At 70.2% G+C, this 18,176-nt stretch carries 19 protein-coding genes; 12 read left to right on the top strand and 7 right to left on the bottom strand.

From position 1 onward, the window contains the following. The first annotated feature begins 64 nt into the window (after positions 1-64). Positions 65-997 carry a type I pantothenate kinase gene (gene coaA, locus ABIC28_RS11710; RefSeq protein ID WP_097212356.1) on the top strand — a complete coding sequence of 311 codons (933 nt, stop codon included), beginning with the start codon at positions 65-67 and terminating at the stop codon, positions 995-997. Positions 998-1,066: 69 nt separating this feature from the next. Here the strand turns inward: coaA and ABIC28_RS11705 are convergent, their stop codons facing one another. Continuing rightward, positions 1,067-1,834 (bottom strand): isoprenyl transferase, encoded by a 768-nt coding sequence (locus tag ABIC28_RS11705; protein WP_097212355.1) that lies wholly within the window; start codon positions 1,832-1,834, stop codon positions 1,067-1,069. A gap of 166 nt (positions 1,835-2,000) precedes the next feature. Here ABIC28_RS11705 and trhA point away from each other — a divergent pair, with 166 nt between their 5' ends. From trhA to ABIC28_RS11680, 5 genes are all read left to right on the top strand, one after another. Then, the gene (gene trhA, locus ABIC28_RS11700) at positions 2,001-2,666 is read left to right on the top strand and encodes a PAQR family membrane homeostasis protein TrhA (RefSeq protein ID WP_209927259.1); all 666 of its coding nucleotides are present in this window, start codon (positions 2,001-2,003) and stop codon (positions 2,664-2,666) included. Between the two features lie 169 nt (positions 2,667-2,835). Beyond that, complete coding sequence (locus ABIC28_RS11695; RefSeq protein ID WP_354578969.1) at positions 2,836-4,311, top strand: wax ester/triacylglycerol synthase domain-containing protein; 1,476 nt, start codon at positions 2,836-2,838, stop codon at positions 4,309-4,311. 188 nt (positions 4,312-4,499) lie between these two features. After that, positions 4,500-4,625, top strand: a complete 126-nt coding sequence (locus ABIC28_RS11690) for a hypothetical protein (protein ID WP_257017520.1) — start codon at positions 4,500-4,502, stop codon at positions 4,623-4,625. Between the two features lie 336 nt (positions 4,626-4,961). Next, positions 4,962-6,011: an alpha/beta hydrolase gene (locus ABIC28_RS11685; RefSeq protein WP_245221029.1), complete on the top strand. Its 1,050-nt coding sequence runs from the start codon at positions 4,962-4,964 to the stop codon at positions 6,009-6,011. A gap of 6 nt (positions 6,012-6,017) precedes the next feature. Then, positions 6,018-7,025, top strand: a complete 1,008-nt coding sequence (locus ABIC28_RS11680; RefSeq protein WP_097212352.1) for an alpha/beta hydrolase — start codon at positions 6,018-6,020, stop codon at positions 7,023-7,025. A gap of 26 nt (positions 7,026-7,051) precedes the next feature. Here ABIC28_RS11680 and ABIC28_RS11675 read toward each other — a convergent pair whose 3' ends face one another. The 3 genes from ABIC28_RS11675 to mca are packed head-to-tail and all read right to left on the bottom strand — an operon-like array spanning position 7,052 to position 10,273. Next, positions 7,052-9,079 carry a thioredoxin domain-containing protein gene (locus ABIC28_RS11675; protein WP_354578966.1) on the bottom strand — a complete coding sequence of 676 codons (2,028 nt, stop codon included), beginning with the start codon at positions 9,077-9,079 and terminating at the stop codon, positions 7,052-7,054. 10 nt (positions 9,080-9,089) lie between these two features. Then, entirely contained in the window at positions 9,090-9,380 is a 291-nt protein-coding gene (locus tag ABIC28_RS11670; protein ID WP_097212350.1) for a hypothetical protein, read from the bottom strand. Beyond that, positions 9,377-10,273 (bottom strand): mycothiol conjugate amidase Mca, encoded by an 897-nt coding sequence (gene mca / locus ABIC28_RS11665; protein ID WP_097212349.1) that lies wholly within the window; start codon positions 10,271-10,273, stop codon positions 9,377-9,379. The genes ABIC28_RS11670 and mca overlap by 4 nt, the downstream gene beginning before the upstream one ends. A gap of 196 nt (positions 10,274-10,469) precedes the next feature. On the opposite strand from mca, the gene ABIC28_RS11660 reads away from it, so the two are divergent. Beyond that, on the top strand, positions 10,470-10,895 hold the full coding sequence (locus tag ABIC28_RS11660) for a DUF4307 domain-containing protein (protein WP_097212348.1): 426 nt from the start codon (positions 10,470-10,472) through the stop codon (positions 10,893-10,895). A gap of 276 nt (positions 10,896-11,171) precedes the next feature. Beyond that, positions 11,172-11,666: a transcription elongation factor GreA gene (greA, locus tag ABIC28_RS11655; protein WP_354578963.1), complete on the top strand. Its 495-nt coding sequence runs from the start codon at positions 11,172-11,174 to the stop codon at positions 11,664-11,666. Between the two features lie 101 nt (positions 11,667-11,767). On the opposite strand, the gene ABIC28_RS11650 is transcribed toward greA, so the two are convergent. Then, positions 11,768-12,724 carry a GlxA family transcriptional regulator gene (locus tag ABIC28_RS11650; RefSeq protein WP_354578961.1) on the bottom strand — a complete coding sequence of 319 codons (957 nt, stop codon included), beginning with the start codon at positions 12,722-12,724 and terminating at the stop codon, positions 11,768-11,770. Between the two features lie 120 nt (positions 12,725-12,844). On the opposite strand from ABIC28_RS11650, the gene ABIC28_RS11645 reads away from it, so the two are divergent. After that, the gene (locus tag ABIC28_RS11645; RefSeq protein WP_354578959.1) at positions 12,845-13,357 is read left to right on the top strand and encodes a hypothetical protein; all 513 of its coding nucleotides are present in this window, start codon (positions 12,845-12,847) and stop codon (positions 13,355-13,357) included. Positions 13,358-13,377: 20 nt separating this feature from the next. On the opposite strand, the gene ABIC28_RS11640 is transcribed toward ABIC28_RS11645, so the two are convergent. Then, positions 13,378-14,700 carry a C40 family peptidase gene (locus tag ABIC28_RS11640; protein WP_097212345.1) on the bottom strand — a complete coding sequence of 441 codons (1,323 nt, stop codon included), beginning with the start codon at positions 14,698-14,700 and terminating at the stop codon, positions 13,378-13,380. A 306-nt stretch (positions 14,701-15,006) separates the two neighbouring features. Here ABIC28_RS11640 and ABIC28_RS11635 point away from each other — a divergent pair, with 306 nt between their 5' ends. The 3 genes from ABIC28_RS11635 (at position 15,007) to ABIC28_RS11625 (ending at position 16,808) form a co-directional block, all read left to right on the top strand. Beyond that, positions 15,007-15,249, top strand: a complete 243-nt coding sequence (locus tag ABIC28_RS11635) for a hypothetical protein (RefSeq protein WP_097212344.1) — start codon at positions 15,007-15,009, stop codon at positions 15,247-15,249. Further along, positions 15,246-16,034 (top strand): FAD:protein FMN transferase, encoded by a 789-nt coding sequence (locus ABIC28_RS11630; protein ID WP_269589434.1) that lies wholly within the window; start codon positions 15,246-15,248, stop codon positions 16,032-16,034. The genes ABIC28_RS11635 and ABIC28_RS11630 overlap by 4 nt, the downstream gene beginning before the upstream one ends. A gap of 66 nt (positions 16,035-16,100) precedes the next feature. Then, positions 16,101-16,808, top strand: a complete 708-nt coding sequence (locus ABIC28_RS11625) for a DM13 domain-containing protein (protein ID WP_097212343.1) — start codon at positions 16,101-16,103, stop codon at positions 16,806-16,808. A 68-nt stretch (positions 16,809-16,876) separates the two neighbouring features. Here ABIC28_RS11625 and ilvA read toward each other — a convergent pair whose 3' ends face one another. Next, positions 16,877-18,040, bottom strand: a complete 1,164-nt coding sequence (ilvA, locus tag ABIC28_RS11620; protein ID WP_218840977.1) for a threonine ammonia-lyase — start codon at positions 18,038-18,040, stop codon at positions 16,877-16,879. Between the last annotated feature and the right edge of the window lie 136 nt (positions 18,041-18,176).

Genomic DNA, 18,176 nt, shown 5'->3' with positions numbered 1-18,176 from the left:
CCGCCGCCGCGCACAGTGGTGTCGAGCACAATCCGACTATGCAGAGCGAGATCCAGGTGCGCGCATGGCACGAGTGAGCGAGAGCAGCCCCTACGTCGAGTTCGACCGCAAGCAATGGCGAACCCTGCGTAAGTCGACACCGCTCGTGCTCACCGAGGAAGAGCTCCTCGGCCTGCGCGGCCTCGGCGAACAGATCGACCTCGACGAGGTCGCCGAGGTCTACCTGCCGCTCTCCAGGCTCATCCACCTCCAGGTGGCCGCTCGGCAGCGCCTGTTCGCCGCCACCGCGACGTTCCTCGGCGAGAAGCACCCGGATCGGCAGGTGCCCTTCGTGATCGGCGTGGCGGGCAGCGTCGCGGTGGGCAAGTCCACCACCGCCCGCGTGCTGCAGGCCCTGCTCGCGCGCTGGGATCACCACCCGCGCGTCGACCTGGTCACCACCGACGGCTTCCTGTACTCGACGGCCGAGCTGACGCGCCGGGGCCTCATGCACCGCAAGGGTTTTCCCGAGAGCTACGACCGCCGCAAGCTGCTGCGCTTCGTCACCGAGGTCAAGTCCGGCGCGGAAGAGGTCGCGGCGCCGGTGTACTCACACGTCTCGTACGACGTCCTGCCCGGCCAGTACCACCTGGTGCGCCAGCCCGACATCCTGATCATCGAGGGCCTCAACGTCCTGCAGACCGGACCGCGGCTGATGGTCTCGGACCTGTTCGACTTCTCCATCTACGTCGACGCGCGGATCGAGGACATCGAGCGTTGGTACATCAAGCGTTTCCTCGCGCTCCGCAAGACTTCCTTCGCGGACCCGACGTCGCACTTCCACCACTTCTCCGGGCTGTCCGACGAGCACGCCGTGCTGGCCGCGGACGACATCTGGAACTCGATCAACCGGCCGAACCTGGTCGAGAACATCCTGCCGACCCGCCCGCGCGCCACGCTGGTGCTGCGCAAGGACGCCGACCACTCCATCAACCGGCTGCGGCTGCGCAAGCTGTAGGGCGGCTACGCCGCCCGTGCGTGGTTGACGAGTCCTGAGACTCGTCGACCACGCACAGGCGCGAAGCGCCTATGCGCCGAATCGGCGGTGCCGGGCCGCGTAGTCACGCAGCGCGCGCAGGAAGTCGACGTGCCGGAACTCCGGCCAGTACGCCTCGGTGAACCAGATCTCGGAGTACGCGCTCTGCCACAGCAGGAAGCCCGACAGTCGCTGCTCCCCCGAGGTGCGGATCACCAGGTCCGGGTCCGGCTGCCCGGAGGTGTAGAGGTGGCCGTCGATCCCCTTCACGGACATCGCCCGGACCAGTGCGTCGCCGGACAGCCCCTCGTCGAGCTTCTCGCGCAGCAGCGACTTCACGGCATCGGCGATCTCCTGCCGACCGCCGTAGCCGACGGCGACGTTGACGTGCGTGCCGGTGCGGCCCGCGGTGCGCTCGGCGGCCTCGCGCAGGCGGCGCGCCTGCTCCTCCGGGAGCAGGTCGAGGGTGCCGACTATCTTGACGCTCCAGTTCTGCCCGGGACCCGAGATCTCCTCCACCACATCGGTGATGATCTCGAGGAGGGTGTCGAGCTCCTCCGGCTCGCGCCGCAGGTTCTCGGTGGAGAGCAGGTAGATGGTGGCCATCTCGATGCCCGCCTGATCGCACCAGCCGAGCATCTCGGCGATCTTCAGCGCACCCATCCGGTGACCGTGGCTGACGTCGGTGAAACCGTTCTCCCTGGCCCATCGACGGTTGCCATCGCACATCACCGCGACGTGTCGCGGGTGCTGGAGCCCCTCGAGCTGACGGCGAAGGCGTCGCTCGTAGATGCTGTACAGCAGGTTCGGGACCTTCACCTGGACATCACCACGAGAGCCCACATTACGCGGCCCCGGTGCGGCCCCGACGGCCGCGGCTGTAATCGTCGTCTCACCCCGTTTCCGGCGGTTCCGGCGGCCGCTACAGTGGCGACCGACGCCCGAACCTACGCAACCGTAGGTTCACGACCGCCCGGGAGCCGCAATGTCCGAACTCGACCTCGCAGCGCCGCCGGTGAAGCCGCGGATGCGGGGCTGGATCCACCTGTGGGCATTCGTGGTCGCGGTGATCGCGTGCGCCGTGCTCGTCGCCGCCGCGGCGCAGGAATCCGGTCGAGCCGCCGTCGCGACCGCGATCTACTCAGTGACGGTCTGCGGAGTGTTCGGCGTGAGTGCCACGTACCACCGGGTGCACTGGGCGACCACGCGCGGCCGGATCTGGATGAAGCGCGCCGACCACTCGATGATCTTCCTGTTCATCGCGGGCAGCTACACCCCGTTCGCACTGCTCGCGCTGCCGCCCGAAACCGGCCGGACGTTGCTGGCCGTGGTGTGGGCAGGCGCACTGGCCGGGGTGGCGCTGAAGATGCTGTGGCCCACAGCTCCGCGCTGGGTCGGCGTCCCGCTCTACCTGATCCTCGGCTGGGCGATCGTGCCGGTCGCGGGACAACTCGTCGACGAGGTCGGCTGGCTGCCGCTGATCCTGCTCGCGGTCGGCGGGGTGCTCTACAGCGTCGGCGCCATCCTCTACGCCACCAAGTGGCCGAACCCCTGGCCCGACACCTTCGGCCACCACGAGTTCTTCCACGCGGGCACCGTGATCGCGGCACTGTGCCACTACATCGCGGTATGGCTCGTCGTCCTCGGCTGAGCACGCCCGACCGCCCGCGGCCCCCGACCGGGCACCAGCGACCCCATCGAACCCGGCGACCCGATTGGGCAATTGTGACCCCAGGACGGCGCGATGTGCTTAGCCTGGGACACGAACCGCGGCGGGCCCTGCACCGGTCCGCCGCTCCGCACGCATGGGAGGGAGAGCGGTGAGGGTGTCGGGGGCCGGGGTCACGCAGCTGGCACCGCAGGATGCCGAGTTCGTGTACAGCGAGTCGTCACGTCACCGCTCGAACATCGTCGTGGTGTACCTGTTCGACACGTCCGCCGAGGCAGCGCCGCTGACCGAACCCGAGGCGATCGCCTGGATGCGGGCGCGCCTCGGCCACGCCGGGATGTTCACACGCCGGCTACGACGGGTGCCGCTCGACCTCGACCTGCCGTACTGGGCACCCGACCCCCGGATGAACCTGCGCGACCACGTCCACGTGTCGCCGGCCGAGGCCCCGGGCTGGGATCCGTTGCGGCGACAGATCTCCCGCATCGCAGACGCCCCGATCGACCTGACGCGCCCCCCGTGGGAATTGCACTTCATCACCGGAGTCACCACGCGGGAGCGGGGCCTGCGCCGCGACCCGATATCTGCCGGGGACCCCGACCGCATGACGGCGGCCGTACTGAAGTTCCATCACAGCGCCGGTGACGGGATCGCCACCCGCGACCTCGGGCGGCGGCTGTTCGGGCCGGACACCTCGCACCCGCCCGTCCCCACCCGGCCGCGTGACTGGTCGACCGCCACTGCGGTGACGCGCGCGCTCGCCTCACTCCCGGTGCAGTGCCTGCGCTTTCGCCGCGGCCTCGCGGCGGCAGGGGCCGCCGACGAGCGCATCCGGGCGGAGGTGGCCGACGGGACCATCGTCGAACCGGCGTTGTCGCGCCCGTCCTGCCGCTTCAACCGACCGATCTCAGCCGAGCTGACCTTCGATCTGGTGATCCTTCCCGGCGACCAGATCAGGGCGGCACAGGCGGCGGCCGACGGCGCGACGGTCAATGACGTGATGCTGGCGACGATCTCGGGCGCGCTCCGCACCTACCTGTCCGAGCAGGACGAGTCACCAGACGGTTCGCTGGCCGCCATGGTCCCGATGTCCTTGCGCGGCACCGGAAAGGGGGTCGCGGACGGACCCGAGGGCCCCCGCGCGACCCACCTCGCGTTGATGGCGGTGGATCTGCACACCGACATCGGCGACCCGGTCGACCGACTGCGGGCGATCGGCGCCTCCACGCGCCTGGAGAAGCAGCGCAGCCGCAACGAGCACGTGCGACGCTCGGCGCGGCGGATCGAGTCCTCGCCTGCGCTCCTGCTGCGGCTCGCCGGCCGGGCAAAGGCCTTCAAGGACCACTCCGGCCCCACCGTCGAGCGGTACAACACCATGATCAGCAACGTCCCATGGGCAGGGGATGACCTGCTGCTGCGCTCGGCCCCGCTGGTCCGGACGTTCGGCATCCTCGAGATCCTCGACGGCTCGGGCCTCCGGCACCTGATCGTGTCCTCCCGCGGCGACGGGGTCGCGGTGTCCTTCAGCACGGACGCCGCGATGATGCCCGACACGGACCGCTACCGGGACCTCCTGCGCGACTCGCTCCGCGACCTCGCGGAGCCGGCCCACGAAGTCGGCATCTGAGCCCCGCCGCGACCCATCCGTTACCCAAGGTCACGAAACTTTGCGAATTCACAACACAATCATTAACTCGTTGTTACCGTACTGACGTCACGAACCAACCGGTCGTGACGATCCGAACGGTGCATGAGCCCGCGGAATCACTGGCGAGATCACGCACCGCATCCGAGGTATGACTTGAGGAGGCACACGTGGGGTCTTTGGGAGACATCATCGGGGCGATCATCCCCGGGCTGGGGTCGATGATGGCCGCTGACGGGTTGTTCGAGGTCTTCATGGGATCGGTGGAGGGCAGCGTGGGGACGCCGCCCGCCTGAGACACGGGGCGGTCTCCGCGACCGCGCGAATTCGTTGTAACACCAACTACGACACCACTTTCGACCACGCGAGGGCGGATGTGACGACCCTCGTCCTACCTTTGAGGAGAGAAATGGGATCGATCGGTGAAGTGCTCGGACCCATCGTGACGAGCATGAACGACAACGGCCAAAAGGTGATCAACGCGCTGATCGCGCTCAGCGGCGGCACGCCGGGAGCCGGCAAGTAGCCTCGTTCGACTTCGAGTGTGACCTCGGGCCCGCGCGGGTTCTCCCCACGCGGGCCCGAGCCGGGCGAGAACCCGCCGCCTTCCCTGCGTGATCAGGAGGAGCCAGATGGACAGCCACAGCGACCAGATGCCCGCGCGGCGTCGACGCGGTGTTTCCGCGACCCTGATCCTCGGGGTGTGCGCGGCGATCGCGGTCACCGCTCAGCCGACCGCCGCCGCCCAGCCCGCCGGGGCCGCGATCGTCAGCGAGCAACAGGGCCCCGACCGGCGCATCGACATCGAGGTCTATTCGCCCTCGATGGATCGGAACATCCCGCTGCAGGTGCTGCGGCCGAAGGACACGGACCGCCCGGCGCCGACGCTGTACCTGCTCAACGGGGCGGGCGGCGGCGAGGACGGCGCGTCCTGGCAGGCGCAGACCGACGTCGCCCAGTTCTTCGCGGACAAGCACGTCACCGTGGTGACCCCGATGGAGGGCGCGTTCAGCTACTACACCGACTGGCGTAACCCGGATCCCGGTCTGGCGAAGACCAACGAGAACAACGGCAGGAACATGTGGACCACGTTCCTGACGCGGGAGCTCCCGCCGGTGATCGATTCCGCGTTCGCCACCACCGGCGAGAACTCGCTGGCGGGCCTGTCCATGACGGGCACCGCCGTGCTCGACCTCGCCATCCAGGCTCCGACGCTCTATCGCAGCGTCGCCTCCTACAGCGGCTGCGCGATGACCAGCGAGATGCCGGGGCGCCAGTTCGTGACGATGGTGGTCGGGGCGGGCAGCGGGAAGGCAGAGAACATGTGGGGGCCGCCCGGCGATCCCGAGTGGACCGCCCGCGACCCCTACGTGAACGCGGCCAGACTGCCGCGCATCCCCATCTACGTCTCCAACGGCAGTGGGTTGCCCGGCCCGCACGACACGCTGGCCAACCCGAGGCTGAAGGGCAACCCACTCACCCTGGGCAGCCAGATCGTGGTCGGCGGCGTGATCGAGTCCGCCACCAACTACTGCACCCACAGGCTCGCCGACCGCACGCGCGAACTCGGCATGGACAACGTGGTCTTCGACTTCCGGCCCGCCGGAACCCATTCGTGGGGCTACTGGCAGGACGACCTCCACGGGTCGTGGCCGATGATCGCCCGTTCGCTCGGGATCTGAGGCGGCATGCGAGAAGCATCGACAGCGATCGCGGCCATCGCGACGATCGCGGTGGCCGTCCTCGTCGCGCCTGGGGCCGCGGCGCAGACCGTGGTCCCGGACTACGTCCCGGTGGCCGCGGACGCCACGCCCGCCGTCACCAGCGCCACCGAGCTGAGCGGTGGCGTGTTGTTGCTGCAGGTCGCCTCCCCCGCGATGCGACGCGAGGTGCCGGTGAAGGTGCTCCCCGCCGCCGACCGCAGCCGACCCCACGGCGTCTACTACCTACTCGACGGCAATTCCGGACAGGTCGACGACAACAACTGGCTCGACCCCGCTCGGGGCGATGCGGCGGCGTTCTTCGCCGACAAGGACGTCAACGTCGTCTTCCCGATCGGCGGAACCGGCAGCATGTACACCGACTGGGTGCAGGACCACCCGAAATTCGGTCGCGCCCAATGGGAGTCGTTTCTGTCCAAGGAGCTGCCGCCGCTGATCGACGCCCGGTTCGGCACCAACGGCCGCAACGCGATCGGCGGCATCTCGATGGGTGCCACCGCGGCGATGATGCTCGCCGAGCGGGCGCCCGAGGTCTACGACGGCGCCGTGGGATACAGCGGCTGCTATCTCACCGAGGGACCGGCAGGCAAGGCACTGACCGATCTCGTGGTCATCAACGGCAACGGGACCTCCGACCAGATGTGGGGGCCACCTGGCAGCGAGACATGGCGCTCGCACGACGTGTTCCTCGGAGCCCCACGGCTGGCAGGTAAACCCGTGTACCTGTCCTCCGGTTCCGGTCTGCCTGGACCGCACGAGAACCCGAACGCCCCCGGCTTCGCGCAGTCGGTCGTGGTCGGCGGCGTGATGGAATTCGCCGTTTCGCTGTGCACCGACCAGCTCGCTCAGACCCTGCGCGAGGCAGGCGCCCACGTCACCCGCGGCGCCTCCCCGGTGGGGCTGCACGCGTGGCCCTACTGGCGGGACGAACTCGGCAGGTCGTGGCCCACGATTCGTGCGGCGACCGGCGGCTGACCCGAGGGCACCTTCAGCAGCGTCGGCTACGGAGCGTGGACCCCCAGCAGTCCACGCAACTCCTCGGCGCCGGTCACCGGCCGGTCGCAGACGAACCCTCGGCACACGTAGGCGGCAGGTTCGCCGTCGACCAGTGGGCGGTCGGCGAGCAGCGGCGACGTGTCCGGCGCACCGCCGATCACCACCGCACCACCCGGCGCCTCGCGCCGGGCCGCCTCCAACAGGCCGGCGCCGTCGCCGGTCATCGACACCGCCACCTGGATCGGTCCGCGCACCGAGGCTTCGGCCACGGCCAGCCAGTGCCCCGCGGACCTGGCCGCCCGCGCGAGCAACAGCACCCCGCGGTCCAGGGTGTCCGCGGCCGCCGCGGCGTACCGGGCGGAACGCTCGGGACCGGCCAGCGCCGCGGCCGCCAGCAACGCCTCCGCCATCGTGGACGCCCCCGATGGCGTCGCCCCGTCGAAGGGGTCGCGCGGCCGGGTGATCAGGGCCTCTGCGTCGTCGGCGGTGTCGAACCAGCTGCCCGGTTCCTCGGGATCGGCAAAGTGTGCGATCGCCAGGTCGATGAGTTCCTCTGCGCGGGTGAGCCATTCGAGGTCACCGGTCGCCTGGTGCAGGGCGAGCAGCCCGACCGCCAGCGCGCCGTGGTCGTCGAGCACCGCGGCCGCGTCACCGACGACCCCACCGAGCGAGGCCCGGCGAAGCCGGCCGTCGACCAGATGCTCGCCGAGGAGCGTCCGGGCGCAGTGCGCCGCGGCCTCGACCCACTCGGGGCGACCGAGCCCGGCGCCCGCCTCGGCAAGGGCCGTGACCGCGAGACCGTTCCAGGCGGTGACGACCTTGTCGTCACGCCCCGGCTGCGGGCGAGCAGACCGCGCCTCGAACAGCCTGGACCGCACCGAATCCCAGCGCGCGGGGTCCTCGGGGTCCGCGGGCAGCTGCAGCACCGAGGTGCCCGCCTCGAAGGTGCCCGCGGAGCTCACGGCGAGCAGCCCGGCGGCCCACACACCGTCCTCGAAGCCCAGGACCGAGAGCAGCTCGTCCGGGGTCCACGCGTAGGTCAGGCCCTCGATGCCATCGGTGTCGGCGTCCAGCGCCGAGGCGAAACAGCCGGACTCGGTGCGCAGGTCCCGCAGTAGGAACTCGACCGTCTCCTCGGCCACCCGGATCGCCAGCGCCGACCCAGTACGCCGCCCCAGGTGGGCGTACGCCCGCAACAGCTGGGCATTGTCGTAGAGCATCTTCTCGAAGTGCGGGACCACCCAGTCGGCATCCACCGAGTAGCGCGCGAACCCGCCGCCCAGCTGGTCGTAGATCCCGCCGCGCGCCATCGCCTCCGCGGTGCGTTCCACCGCGGCGAGCACCTTCGCGTCACCGCTGCGCTCGTAGCCTCGCAGCAGCCCTTCCATCAGTGCGGACGGCGGGAACTTGGGCGCCGCCCCGAATCCGCCCCTGTCCCGGTCCTCGTCACGCAGCGCGGCGACGATCGCGGCGTCCAACAGGTTCGCGTCGAGGACCACCTGCCCCCCGGGAACCCCGGCGGCGTTGGCGGTCAGCTGTGCCGTGATCGCGGCGGACGCCTCCTCCACCTCTCCTCGCCTGCCCCGCCAGGTGTCCGCGATGGCCTCGAGCAGCTGGGTGAAGGACGGCATCCCGCCGCGCGGCATCGTCGGGTAGTAGGTGCCGCAGTAGAACGGTTCGGCCGAGGGGGTCAGGAAGCAGGTCATCGGCCAGCCGCCCTGGCCGGTCATCGCGACCGTCGCGTTCATGTAGACCGCGTCGAGGTCCGGCCGCTCCTCGCGGTCGACCTTGATGCAGACGAAGTTCTCGTTCATCAGCGCCGCGGTCGCCTCGTCCTCGAAGGACTCGTGGGCCATCACGTGGCACCAATGGCAGGCGGAGTAGCCGACGGAGAGCAGGATCGGCACGTCTCGCTCGCGCGCCCACTCCAGCGCCTCCTGGCCCCACTGCTGCCAGTGCACGGGGTTGTCGGCGTGCTGACGCAGGTAGGGGCTCGTCGCCCCGCCGAGAGTGTTTCGGGCCAGGGCCGACATCGCGCGCTGCCTAGCTCGCCGAGCCGGTCGGCGGTTCGGCGTTCTTCCCGTCGGTGGGCGCCTCGCCCGCCGCGCCCCGATCGGTGCCCTCGTCCGCGGCCTGGTCGAGCTCGGGATGCTCCGGCTCGAAGGTGTCGGGCAGCTTGCGGAGCTGCTTGTTCATCGAGCGGACCAGCAGCACCGTGCCGACGAGCAGCGCGACGATGATGACGAAGCCGATCGGTGAGGCCTTGCCGAACTCCGGCCCGACCGGATTGCTGGGGGTCTGTGCCAGCCAGCCGGCCGCACTTGCCAAGATCACTTCTTCTCCTCAGGGTGGCCGTAGCCGACGTGGTCGATGCCTGCGAACAGGTCGGACTCCGGGATCGCGGTGCGCACCCTCGTCTTCGCGAGCTCGAACTCCTCGGTCGGCCAGATCTTCTGCTGGATGTCCAGCGGCACCGCGAAGAACGACCCGTTGGGGTCGATCTGGGTGGCGTGCGCACGCAGGGCGTCGTCGCGCTGCGGGAAGTAGTCACCGCAGACGATCTGGGTGGTCACCCGCGCCATCAGGTCGCCCTGCTCGGTCCGCCACTTCTTGAGCCACTCCGCCATCGGGAACTCCTCGCCGCGGCGGTCGTACTCGTCCTGGAACAGCAGCAGGCGCTTACGGATGAAGCCGTGCGAGTAGTAGAGCTTCAGCGGCTCCCACGGCTCCCCCACCCCCGGAAAACGCTCGGGGTCGCCCGCGGCCTCGAACGCGGCCACCGACACCTCGTGACAGCGGATGTGATCGGGGTGCGGGTATCCGCCGTTCTCGTCGTAGGTGGTGATGACGTGCGGACGGAACTCGCGAATCACCTTGACCAGCGCCTCGGTCGACTCCTCCAGCGGCACCAGCGCGAAGCAGCCCTCGGGCAGCGGCGGCAGCGGGTCGCCCTCGGGCAGCCCGGAGTCGACGAAGCCGAGCCAGAGCTGCTGGACGCCGAGGATGCGAGCGGCCTCGGCCATCTCCTCCTTGCGCACCTCGCTGATCCGGTCGCGCACGCCGGGCACATCCATCGCGGGGTTGAGGATGTCGCCGCGCTCGCCGCCGGTCAGCGTCACCACGAGAACCTCGTTGCCCTCGGCCGAGTACCGGGCCGTGGTGGCGGCGCCCTTGCTCGACTCGTCGTCGGGATGGGCGTGCACGGCCATGAGACGCAATCCGCTCACAGTGCTCCTTCACCTCAGCTTCGCCTGTAGCGACGTGGTGGTCCGACGCCGACGTCCGCCGACAACGCACCGTTGTCCTTCCCCTATAGTTCCACCCGGTACTTCCGCCGTCAGCCGTGGCCCCGCCCCAGCAGCGCGCGAGGTACACCGACCGGGCCGCCGCAGGCCCGGTGCCGCTGTACGAGAGCTGAGCGATATGACCGAGACGCCTCCCGCCGACCGTTACCCGACGCCAACGCGCGATCTGCGCGGATCCCGGGTGGTGGCGATCATCCTCAGCGTCGGCGTGGTGCTCCTTGGGCTCGCCCTGGCCTTCTTCGCGTACAACAAGTTCGCAGGCGACGATGTCGAGGGCCAGTCGATCGCGTACAACCTGGTGGACGAGTCGACGATCAGCATCCGGTTCACCGTGACCCGCGAGGACCCGTCCGAGTCCGCCGTCTGCATCGTGCGGGCCCGGTCGAGGGACGGCTCCGAGACCGGCCGCCGCGAGGTGTACCTGGGACCGTCCGACAGCGGCACCGTCGACGTGACCACGCTGATCAAGACGTCTCAGCGCCCCGCCATCGCCGATATCTACGGCTGCGGGACGACCGTGCCGGAGTACCTGACCAACGGCTGATCCGGCCGGACCGCCCCGGGCCCGCACCAGCGCGATTTTCATGGAGAAATCCCTGCTCGTGCTAGAATCCTCGGGTACACGGTTCCGGCTTTGGAACCGTGTATTGCTGCATTTGCGTATAGATGCATAGCGGCAGGGTGCACCGCTCACATGACTGAGCGAACCGGGGGGATCCAACCACCGGGGGTAGGCGCGCTCTCGTCGCCGAAGGCCACTGGAGTTCAGTGGCCCGCCCAGGGGACCCGGATGGGTTCCGACTACGAGGAGTGATCGAGCATGACCGAGACCCAGGTGACCTGGCTTACCCAGGAGTCACACGACCGGCTCAAGAGCGAACTCGACCAGCTCATTGCCAACCGCCCGGTCATCGCGGCCGAGATCAACGAGCGACGCGAGGAAGGCGACCTCAAGGAGAACGGCGGCTACCACGCGGCACGCGAGGAGCAGGGCCAGCAGGAGGCCCGCATCCGCCAGCTCCAGGAGCTGCTCAACAGCGCGAAGGTCGGCGAGGCGCCGACCCAGTCCGGTGTGGCACTGCCCGGTTCCGTGGTCAAGGTCTACTACGACGGCGACAAGTCCGACACCGAGACCTTCCTGATCGCCACCCGCGAAGAGGGCGCCCGCGACAACAAGCTCGAGGTCTACTCCCCCAACTCCCCGCTGGGCAGCGCGCTGCTCGAGGCGAAGGTCGGCGAGACCCGCAAGTACACGCTCCCCAACGGCAACACCATGCAGGTGACGCTCCTCAGCGCGGAGCCGTACCACAGCTGAGGCGGCACGCCGCCCGTTCGCGTTCATTTCCACCGGACCCCGGTTCGAGCATCGGCTCGAGCCGGGGTTTCGTGTTTTCCGAGGAAGTCAGGACGCGGTGATCATTGCGCTGCCCCGCGGAACTGGGCGCGGTGGGCCGCCGGACTGGTGCCGAGCATGCGGTGGAAGTGGTGGCGCAGGCTCACCGCGCTGCCGAAGCCGGTGTCACGGGCGATCCGGTCCACCGTCTCGTCGGTCGATTCGAGCAGCAGCCGGGCGTGGTCGGTGCGCTGCTGCAACAACCACTGCTGGGGGCTGGTGCCGGTGCGGTCCCTGAACCGCCGGGTGAAGGTGCGCCGCGACATCAGCGCCCGACGCGACCAGTTGTCCAGGTCGATGCCGGTGTCGAGGTGGGTGCGGGCCCACACCATCGCGTGCTCGATCGGATCGTCGGTGTCGTCGTCGGGCACCGCGACCGGTATGAACTGGGCCTGCGAGCCGTTGCGGTGTGGCGCGGTGACCAGCGACCGAGCCAGGTCGGTGGCGGCGCGGGCGCCCAGGTCGCCGCGCACGATGTGCAGGCAGCAGTCCAGTGCCGCGGCGACGCCCGCGGAGGTGATCACGTCGCCCAGATCGGTCCAGAGGTTGTCGGCACGCACGCGCACCTTCGGGAATGCGAGGGCCATCTCCTCGGCCGCGGCCCAGTGGGTGGTGAGTTCGCGACCGTCGGCCAGCCCGGTCGCCGCGATCGCCCAGGAACCCAGGCACAGCCCGATCAGTCGAGCGCCCCTCTCGTGGGCGGCGTGCACGGCCTCGTTCAGCGCGGGCGACACCCCGCGTCCGCGGAGCCAGCCGGGAAAGACCACCATGTCGGAGCCGGCCACCACGTCGAGGTCGTCTCGCACGGTGATGTCGAAACCGGCTGCGGTGGACAGCGTTCCGGGCTCTTCGGCGCAGACCCGCACGTCATAGGGCGAGTCGGATTCGACGCCGGTGCCGGATCGGCCGAGCACCAGCGTCGGTACCGCCAGGTGGAACGGGCTGATTCCGTCGAACGCAACGACCGCTACCGAAAGCATGACCCGATCTTATCGATGGGTGGCCTCCCGGCCACTGGTCCACGCGAGTCGCGGTCTGCAAATGTTCTCGCCATGTTGCGAAAAATGTGGACCGGCAGTCGGTTGGGTGCGGTTCTGCGCATGCTGCTCGTGTTGGTCGTGCCGGTGGTGGTGCTGGCCGGATGCTCGAGCGGATCGGAATCCGGCGGCCCCGCGCCGAGCTCGGCGTCCACGACCTCGGCCAAGGTGACCAAGTCTGCGCCGCCGACGAGTTCGGTGGCCCCGGGCGCACTGCAGGCCTGGCCGGAATCGTGGGACGGCCACGCGCCCGCCCCGGCACCGGAGTCCTCGTACTACGAGTCGCCGGTCCAGGAGATCCCGCCGGGATACAACTGCGTGCCGGGCCCGGCATGCGGGACCGACAGCTGTGGCCACACCGAGTGCGGCATGACCACTGAAGGGTGTCCGCCCGGGGTCCCCGTCTGCGGGATCGGCAGCAACTGGACGGTTCCCCCGGCCACCACAACCGTCGCACCGCCGATCTCGACCTCGCCGGTGACGCCGTCGAGCGCGGCCACCTCCCCGGCGAGCGCGCCACCGACCACATCCATCGACCCAGCTCCGGCTGTCGCCGCGCCGCCGCTCCAGCAGTAGCGAACTGCGGCGGAGCCGCGTCACACCATCCGGCGGACCTTCATCCCGTCGAACACCGGCCCGACCCGGACCACGTCACCGGTCTGCGGGGCGTGCACCATCTGCCCGTTGCCGATGTAGATCGCGACGTGCCCCGGCCCACCCGACTGCCAGTTGCCGAACAGCAGGTCTCCGGGTCTGGCCTCGGCCAGCGGGATCTCCTCGCCGACGTTCCACTGGGTCTCCGAGGTCCGCGGCAGCTTCAGCAGGTCGCCGGTTGCGGCGTACACCGCGTAGGACGTCAGCCCGGAGCAGTCGAAGCCACCGCCGGAGGGCCCGTTGATGTTGCCGCCACCCCAGACGTAGGGCAGGCCCAGGTAGCGGAGCGCGGCCTCGACGATCTTGCCGCCGATCCCGTCGCCGAAGTTGCCGCCGACGAACGGGGTGAGGATCCCCGCGAATCGAGCCTCGCTGGCCCGGATCTTCTTCACGTACGGCTTGGTCTGGTTCTCGTAGTCGGGCAGCCCGGACGGCATCCCGCCGGACCGCCGCACGGCCCCGACCCCCGCGTTGTACCCGGCGATGGCCAGATCGAGGGTGTCGCCCTTGACCAGGCCCTGCTTCTGCCAGCCCTCGATCTCGGTGTACATGTCGCAGAGCAGGTGCCCCGACGCCATCACCGAGTCCGCGACGCCGAGGATGTCCGCCTTGCCGTCGCCGTCGGCGTCCTTGCCGTACTTGGCCCAGGTGCCGGGCATGAACTGGCCCGGCCCGCGCGCTCCGTCCCTGGACACCGGCGCCGTCGGGCCGTACCGGAAACCGTTCTCCGCCGAATAGAGCGCGGCGAGGACCGGGGGCTTGATGCCCTCACAGATCTCGCCCGCCTTCTTCAGCCACGGCACGAAGACCGCGATCGCGCCGATCGGGGCCATCACCATCTCGGGAAGGTCCGTCAATGCGTCGGGCAGCATCCGGCTCGGGTCGCCGCCGATCGGGGTCGCCTGCAGCGCGGGCGGCGCCGTGTAGCGGGGCGCCTCCGGCACCGGCGGCGCGACCACCGCGGGCGGCGGCACGGCCGGCACCCCCGGTGCAATCTGCGGGGCAGGTGGGAGGTACGGCTTGATTGAATCCTCCACTGCGGCAGCAGCATCCGCGACGGCCTGCTGTGCCTGACCCTGCATATTCTGGGGCAACATGCCGATGACGTCGTTGATCTGCTGCGACGCCGCGGGTGCCGACGCCTCGAAAGACTGAATCGCTTGTGCTGCTTGATCCTTCACCGGTAATGGGATGTCGGCCCCTTGAACGAGGCCGCCGAGGGCAGTGGCAACTGCCACGATCACCGCCGTTGGATCAACCGGCATTCGCAACTCCAAACTTCGAGCGGGCTATCAGGTGCAACGCTAGGTCCCCCGACCCGGCCGCGGGGCGATTTCGATCACATCGATCGAACCGTGTTTCCCGAACCCACACGACGCCTGTATCGCGGCGTGCCGGTCCGGCGTTAGCCGCCGCCGACTGTGCATCTGCCGGCGGATCGGCCCACTTCGGGCGGGGAAAACTGCGCACTCACGGAGCGTATGCCCGCGCACCGCGACATTTCAGGCCAAGAACCAGAATTTCAGCAGACCCTCAGGTCTCTCTCAGGCTCGCGGTGGATCCTGGTCGTCATGAGCGAGCGACCCGCAGAGCAGCCCCACCGGACGTCCCGATTCCGCCGTGCTGTCGCGGCGTCCGGCATCGTCGGTGCGCTCAGCGTCGGGTCCCTCGCCGGCGCCTCGTTCGCGCTCGGAGACGCCCCCTCCTCGGATTCGGGGACGGTCATCGCCGCCGATTCGAACCGCTCGAACGGCGCAGGCCCGGTCGTCACCCGGGGCGCCGGGCAGTTCGACGTGATCTCGGGCGGGTCGTGACCCTCGCGGCGGACAAGGCCGCGAAGAGCTGGTCGATGTGGGGTGTGCGCGCGACGGTGGTCGTGGCAGACCCCGACATGCTGGAATCCGCCTGGAACATGGTCCGCGGCCACCTGGCCGCCGCCGACGTCGCGACCAGTGCCACCCGGGAAGACTCCGAGATCGCGGCACTCAACCGGTCCGCGGGCACCACGACCCGGGTGAGCGTCCTGCTCGCCGAGCAGGTCAGCAGGGCCCTCCTGGCCGCCGAGCTGACGGCGGGCGTCCTCGACCCCACCGTCGGCGGCACGCAACCGGACCGGTGGCGCTCCGTGACCGTCCGCGGCCACGACGTCACCCTCCCCGCCGGGCTGACCCTCGACGTGTCCGCGACCGCCCGCTCCGTCACGGCCGACCGCTGCGCCACCGCCGTCGCCGAGCTGCTCGGCTGCGGGGTGCTGGTCAGCCTCGGCGGCGACGTGGCGACCGCGGGTCCGGAGCCGCGCAGCGGCTGGCAGATCAAGGTCGAGGACCTGCCCGGCGACCCGTCGTGTCAGGTCTCGATCCCGTCCGGCTCCGGCCTCGCGACCGCCAGCACGGTCAGCCCGCTGCACCCGGATCCCGCCGGGGCGCCGCACTGGCGCACCGTGTCCGTGGTCGCGGGCTCCGCCCTGGCCGCCGCCGCGGCGAGCAGGGCGGCGGTCCGCGGGGGCGAGGAGACGCTCGCCTGGCTCGAGGAGCTCGGGATGCCGGCCAGGCTGGTGGACCAGGACTTCCGGGTCACCCGGCTCTGCGGCTGGCCGTGATCGACCGCGTCATCGCGCACGAGAACAACGCCACCGTGGCGAGCACCCGTGCCTACGCTTGACGACATGGCGATGCGATCCGGGCCCGAGATCGGCCCCTTCCGCCGTCGACGGTGGCTGACCGGATCGCTGCTCGTCCTGATCGCCGCGGGCCTGGCCGTGGGTGCCCTCGCCCTGATCTACGAGATCCCGCCGAACCTCATCTCGAACACCTCCACCCATCCCCGGACGCTCGCCATCGGCGCGGCCACCCTCGCCCTGTTCCTGCTGCTCGGCTGGACGCTCTACCGGCTGACCCGCCACGTCTGGATCGGCGCGCTCGCGCAGACCCTGCTCGCCGCCGCGGTCATCGCGCTCGTCATCGTGCCGACGTTCCGCGGCACCGACGTTCGAGAACCCGATCCACTCGTCGGGGTGGCCGTGCTCGAACCGGGCGGGGACCACCCGGGCGGCGCGCACGAGATCGGCGCCGCGAAGTTCGTCGGAATCGACCACGACGCAACGGGTTCCGCACGGCTACTGGACCTGGGCGACGGCCGCCGCGTGCTGCGCTTCGAGAACTTCGAGGTCGAGGCGGGACCCGACTACTTCGTGCACCTCATCGACGGGGCCGATGTCCGGAGCCCAGAGCCGGTCCGGCTGGGGGCGTTGAAGGGCAGCCGCGGCGACCAGAACTACGAGCTGCCCGCCGAGATCCAGATCGGCCAGGCCAGCACGGTGCTCATCTGGTGCCGGGTGTTCGACGTCCCGGTCGCGAACGCGACCATCGCCTAGGCGGCTGCGCCGCCCGTGCGCGGTTGACGAGTGTGGGGACTCGTCAACCGCGCACGGGCGCGGAGCGCCTACTCCTGCACCCGCACGGCGAAGCCGGCGGTGTCGAGGGCGCCCAGCACCTCGTCGCGGTGGTCGGGCCCCCTCGTTTCCAGGGTCAACAGCACCTCCACCTCGTCCAGGCCGAGGTCGCGGGCGGTCCGCGAGTGCACCACGTCCACCACGCTGGCGCCGCGCTCGCTCACCACGCCGAGTAGCCGCACCAGCCCACCCGGGCGGTCCGGGATGGTGACCCGCACGACCAGGTAGCGCCCGGCGGCCCGCAGGCCGTGGGTGATCACGTGGGTGAGCAGCAACGGGTCGATGTTGCCGCCGGACAACACCGCGCACACGGTCCCCTCCAGCCGCAGCTGTTCCGCCGCGCAGCTCATCAGGGCGGCCACCGCTGCCGCCCCCGCCGGCTCGACGATCAGCTTGGCCCGCTCGCTGCACAGCAACAGGGCCCGGGACAGCGCGTCTTCACTGACCGTGACCACCTCGTCCACCAGGGCGTCGACGTGCGCGAACGGCACCGCACCCGGGAGTCCGATGGCGATTCCGTCGGCCATGGTGGACAGGGCCTCCGCCTCGACGGGGGCGCCCTCGGCGAGCGACCTCGGCCAGGCCGCCGCCTGCTCGGCCTGCACGCCGACGAGGCGCACCCGGCGGCCCGAGTCCCGGACCGCCGCCGCGATCCCGGCGAGCAGACCGCCACCGCCGGTCGGCACCACGATGGTCCCTACCTCCGGCAGCTGCTCGAGGATCTCCAGCCCGACGGTGGCCTGGCCCGCGACCACGTCGACGTGATCGAACGGGTGGATGAGCACGGCCCCGGTCGCGGCGGCGAACTCCTTGGCTGCCACGAGTGCCTCGTCGACGGTGTGACCGCGCAGGTGGACCGTCGCACCGTACGCCTTGGTCGCGACGAGCTTCGGCAGCGCCGCGCCGACCGGCATGAAGACCGTGGACTCGATGCCGAGCCGGCTGGCGGCCCAGGCGACACCCTGCGCATGGTTGCCTGCGCTGGCTGCCACCACACCGCCCGCCCGCTGCTCGGGGGTCAGGTTCGCGATCCGGTTGTAGGCGCCACGAGGTTTGAAAGAGCCTGTGCGCTGAAGGTTTTCACACTTGAGCCACACGTCGTGGGCGCAGCGCTCCGAGAGCACCCGCGACGCGACCATCGGTGTCCTGCGCATCACCGGGGCGAGTCGGTCGGCCGCCGCCGCGATCTGTTCCCTCGTCACGAGTTCCACAGCGCCAGCGTAAGGCGCCTGCGGCGCCCGTGCGCGGTTGACGAGTCTCAGGACTCGTCAACCGCGCACGGGCAGCGGA

The sequence above is a fragment of the Rhodococcus sp. PvR044 genome (assembly GCF_040548995.1).
In the GTDB taxonomy this organism is placed as follows: domain Bacteria; phylum Actinomycetota; class Actinomycetes; order Mycobacteriales; family Mycobacteriaceae; genus Rhodococcus_G; species Rhodococcus_G oryzae.
The sequence above is the reverse complement of the archived record's forward strand: the minus strand, read 5'-3'. Positions and strand labels throughout refer to the sequence as shown.

What these genes read in the sequence shown, in the direction of transcription:
- coaA (WP_097212356.1), top strand. Translation starts at nt 65, where the DNA reads ATGGCACGAGTGAGCGAGAGCAGCCCCTACGTCGAGTTCGACCGCAAG.
- trhA (WP_209927259.1), top strand. Translation starts at nt 2,001, where the DNA reads ATGTCCGAACTCGACCTCGCAGCGCCGCCGGTGAAGCCGCGGATGCGG.
- ABIC28_RS11685 (WP_245221029.1), top strand. Translation starts at nt 4,962, where the DNA reads ATGGACAGCCACAGCGACCAGATGCCCGCGCGGCGTCGACGCGGTGTT.
- ABIC28_RS11680 (WP_097212352.1), top strand. Translation starts at nt 6,018, where the DNA reads ATGCGAGAAGCATCGACAGCGATCGCGGCCATCGCGACGATCGCGGTG.
- ABIC28_RS11675 (WP_354578966.1), bottom strand. Translation starts at nt 9,079, where the DNA reads ATGTCGGCCCTGGCCCGAAACACTCTCGGCGGGGCGACGAGCCCCTAC.
- ABIC28_RS11660 (WP_097212348.1), top strand. Translation starts at nt 10,470, where the DNA reads ATGACCGAGACGCCTCCCGCCGACCGTTACCCGACGCCAACGCGCGAT.
- greA (WP_354578963.1), top strand. Translation starts at nt 11,172, where the DNA reads ATGACCGAGACCCAGGTGACCTGGCTTACCCAGGAGTCACACGACCGG.
- ABIC28_RS11650 (WP_354578961.1), bottom strand. Translation starts at nt 12,724, where the DNA reads ATGCTTTCGGTAGCGGTCGTTGCGTTCGACGGAATCAGCCCGTTCCAC.
- ABIC28_RS11645 (WP_354578959.1), top strand. Translation starts at nt 12,845, where the DNA reads ATGCTGCTCGTGTTGGTCGTGCCGGTGGTGGTGCTGGCCGGATGCTCG.
- ABIC28_RS11640 (WP_097212345.1), bottom strand. Translation starts at nt 14,700, where the DNA reads ATGCCGGTTGATCCAACGGCGGTGATCGTGGCAGTTGCCACTGCCCTC.
- ABIC28_RS11635 (WP_097212344.1), top strand. Translation starts at nt 15,007, where the DNA reads ATGAGCGAGCGACCCGCAGAGCAGCCCCACCGGACGTCCCGATTCCGC.
- ABIC28_RS11625 (WP_097212343.1), top strand. Translation starts at nt 16,101, where the DNA reads ATGGCGATGCGATCCGGGCCCGAGATCGGCCCCTTCCGCCGTCGACGG.
- ilvA (WP_218840977.1), bottom strand. Translation starts at nt 18,040, where the DNA reads ATGCGCAGGACACCGATGGTCGCGTCGCGGGTGCTCTCGGAGCGCTGC.